This window comes from Mesorhizobium sp. M7A.F.Ca.CA.003.01.2.1 (assembly GCF_003998945.1).
In the GTDB taxonomy this organism is placed as follows: Bacteria; Pseudomonadota; Alphaproteobacteria; order Rhizobiales; family Rhizobiaceae; genus Mesorhizobium; species Mesorhizobium ciceri.
Genome location: NZ_RZRA01000655.1, coordinates 1 through 3,304 on the forward strand (window position 1 = coordinate 1; position 3,304 = coordinate 3,304).

Consider the following 3,304-nt stretch of genomic DNA (forward strand, 5'->3'; position numbering starts at 1 on the left):
CTTCAAGGATACGAAGACGTCCGCCGCAAGCCTGGAGCCAGCATGTCGGCGTAGGGCCGTTGCATGCGTCGACCTGCTTTGCGGATCTTCATGCGGGCGCGCTAAACAAGATGTGTTTCGCCTGATAATGCGAGGCCATCTATGATCGATTCTCGCGGCAATACCGCAAGAAATCGCCATTCGCTTCGACAGGAGAATTGATCCGGTGCGGTTGAGATCTGTTTGTCTGGGCGTCGTCGCCAGCTTTTTCGTCGCCGTCATCGCCGTGACGGTGTCGGCTCGATCCTTTGCCGCATCATCTGACGTTCCGGCCTGGTTGCAGGCTCATGTCGGCAACAGCGAGGGCCAGATCTCACAAATTGTCCTCGAACGAGCCCGCGCGCTTTATCGGAAGAAGGTCGCCCAAGGGGCCGTCAAGAACCCCTGCTACTTCGCCATGGATGCGACACGCCCCAGCGATCTGGGCAATGGCGTGCTCGGCCGCCGCTACTACGTCATCTGCGAGGCCAGCGAGTCCTTCCGCGCGATTTCGTCGGGTCATGGCAGCGGGCGGAATCTGAAGGGCGTCGTCGATTTTTCGAATGGCAAGCGGTGCGCTAGGAACTTCGGCAATGCGATGGATTCATCGTTGACGGCCGGCGGCGCCTATATGACCCGCGAGGCGAAAACCTCGTTCAAGGGTTATTACCGCACTGGTGCGAAACGGGACGTGGCTTTCCAGCGCACCTTCATCCAGTTCGACGGCGAAGGCGAAGCCGCGAACGCCAGGCAGCGGGTGATCGGCGGCCACGCGGCCCAGGTGCTGCACGGCCTGTGCCTGCGCAAAAATCCGAACAGCTCGCATGCCGACCATGACGGCTTCGTACCGTTCGGCAAGCTGGTGGATTATGCCGGCGGCCGCAGCAATGGCTGCACCAGTTGGTCGCCGGCGGATGCGCAGCAGATTATCCCGATGGTCAAGGACAATCCGACGACGCTCTACATCTACCCGGAATCGCGCGACATCGCCGCGGTCGCAGCCAACCATTCACAGCCGGGCGCCTATTGGAACGCGTCCTGCCTGAAGGAAATCGGCACACCGAAATTCTGGCCGCGAAAGACCCTCGAGCCGATCATCGCCCAATACAGGAAGGATCATCCGGCACCGCCGCCGCAGCCAGTGCCGATTTGCACGCAGCCGTGACGTCCGCTTCGGCATGCGAACCATGCGCATTGATCAGCAACCCGTCGTGAACCGGTATCGATCCCGATCTCCGAGGTTTGCCAGCGTCTGACTCCCCGCGCGTCGTCGATGTCGGCAAGCCAAAGGCTGGGATAGGTTCATTTGTAACCTCGGCGCGTTGGTCCCCAGAGACAACGCGCGCCCATGGCGCGGGCGGCCGCCGCCGAGAAGGCCGCCGAAACGAAAGGCGCATCCGGTCGTTCCGCCGCCGCGCGCAAGGCAGTGCGGACCAAGGGTACCCGCGGCAGGAAGGAAGCGGCACAGAAGGCTGCCAGAACGCGAACACATCACGCTTACATTGAACGTCTTCTTCGAGGACTGGCGCTCCGGGTGACGACTATGATCGAGAGGCGATCACATGGGTAATCGCCTGCGCCTCGCATCTTCCCGCCGCGTTGTATGTCGCGAACGGATCGGGAGTGGCTGAATGCTCCTGGCGAGGAGAGTTCCCGGTGCCGTGCCAGGCCGATTGGTTGGAACCAACGGCCTGCTCTCCAGTTAGAAAGCCAGCAAGTCTGGTTGTAGCCTTGCCGCCATGTGACCGACGGTTTCAAGGCCGCCGATTGAGCTTCGGAAGCGTGGAGAGCACGCTTGATGGAGAAAATCATGAACCAATGGTCAAATGCCAAGCTCTGTGACGTAGCAAATCTGGTCCTCGGAGCAATTCTCTTCTTCTCTCCATGGATATTCGCCTTCGCGGCAGGGACACAGTCCCAGAATGCCATGGGCAGCGGCATCGTGATTGTCGTGCTTTCGGTTGCCGCCCTCTTCGCCTTTGCTGTCTGGGAGGAATGGCTGAACCTCGTTGTGGGTCTTTGGGTAGTCGTGTCTCCCTGGGTGCTTGGATTCCAGGCAACCACAGCCATGGGCGTGCATGTTGTAATCGGCGTTCTGGTCGCGGTTCTGGCTGCGATCGAGCTGTGGATGATGAACCAGAACCCGCCGACGCAGTCTACGGCCTAGCAGGACTGGGCGTCCTTGCGGCGGCCTGATCGTGACGGATTGGCCGCCGACAAATTGGCATCCCGCTGGGTCGCCGATGATGGTGGAAAATCATCTGACGGTGGCCCGCCGGGAGGCCAGCGTGCCTGCCGCCGCAACCTCGGCTGCACAGCCGCTGACGACAGCCCTGCAGACAGCGTCGCCGAAAGCCAGACAACAGGAGGTATGCCGACATGAAAGCAATCCGCATCCACGCTTTTGGCGGACCTGAGGTTCTTTCGATCGATCAGGTCCCCTCGCCTCAGCCCCTTGACGACGAGGTTGTGCTCAGGGTCCGCGCCGCAAGCGTCAATCCGATCGACTACAAGACCCGCGAAGGGTCGGTGAGCGAGACCCTGCCGGTCACGCTCGGGCGCGACGTATCCGGCACGGTGGAAATATGCGGTACGCGGGCGCATACGTTGAAGAAGGGCGACCCGTTGTTTGCGATGCTTGGTCATGACCGGGGCGGCAATGCCGAATATGTCGTGGTCAAGGCGACGGAGGCGGCTGCCAAACCGGATCGTCTAAGCCATGTCGAAGCCGCGGCGGTGCCGCTTGCCGGCATCACCGCATGGCAAGGCCTTTTCGATCATGGCGGCCTCAAATCCGGACAACGGGTTCTCATCCATGGCGGCGCCGGCGGCGTCGGTCATCTGGCGATCCAGCTGGCCAAGGCCGCGGGCGCGTTCGTCGCGACAACCGTTTCCGCCGAGGACGTCGTTTTCGTGCGTGAGCTTGGCGCCGATCAGACGGTCGACTACAAGAATCAGCGTTTCGAAGAGGTCGTCGATGCGGTCGACCTGGTGTTCGATCTTGTCGCGGGCGACACGCAGGAGCGCTCCTGGGAGGTGCTCAAGCCTGGCGGGACGCTCGTTTCCACGCTTTCCCAACCGTCGCAGGAAAAGGCAAACTTGCGTCGGGCGCGTGGCGTCTCCTACCTGGCCGAGCCGAATGCGGCGCATCTTGCCGAGATCGGCCGCCTCATCGAGGCCGGCAAGGTCACCCCCTTCGTGCAAGCCACCTACCCGCTTGGAGAGGTCGCCAAAGCGGAAGAACGGCTGGAAAATGAGCATGTGCGTGGCAAGATCGTGCTTGAGG

Annotated in this window: 3 protein-coding genes; all 3 read left to right on the forward strand. The window is 61.7% G+C overall.

All coding sequences use genetic code 11. The features are described from left to right. The first annotated feature begins 205 nt into the window (after positions 1 to 205). Positions 206 to 1,183, forward strand: a complete 978-nt coding sequence (locus EN969_RS23085; protein WP_063168781.1) for a hypothetical protein — start codon at positions 206 to 208, stop codon at positions 1,181 to 1,183. Between the two features lie 645 nt (positions 1,184 to 1,828). After that, positions 1,829 to 2,185, forward strand: coding sequence for an SPW repeat protein (locus EN969_RS23095; RefSeq protein WP_027162069.1), 357 nt, complete (start codon positions 1,829 to 1,831; stop codon positions 2,183 to 2,185). A 212-nt stretch (positions 2,186 to 2,397) separates the two neighbouring features. Continuing rightward, a partial coding sequence (locus tag EN969_RS23100; RefSeq protein WP_164758432.1) for an NADP-dependent oxidoreductase occupies positions 2,398 to 3,304 on the forward strand: 907 nt, incomplete at its 3' end.

Bases quoted from the DNA above. Each gene is read 5' to 3' on its own strand.
- EN969_RS23095 (WP_027162069.1), top strand. From the start codon at position 1,829: ATGAACCAATGGTCAAATGCCAAGCTCTGTGACGTAGCAAATCTGGTC.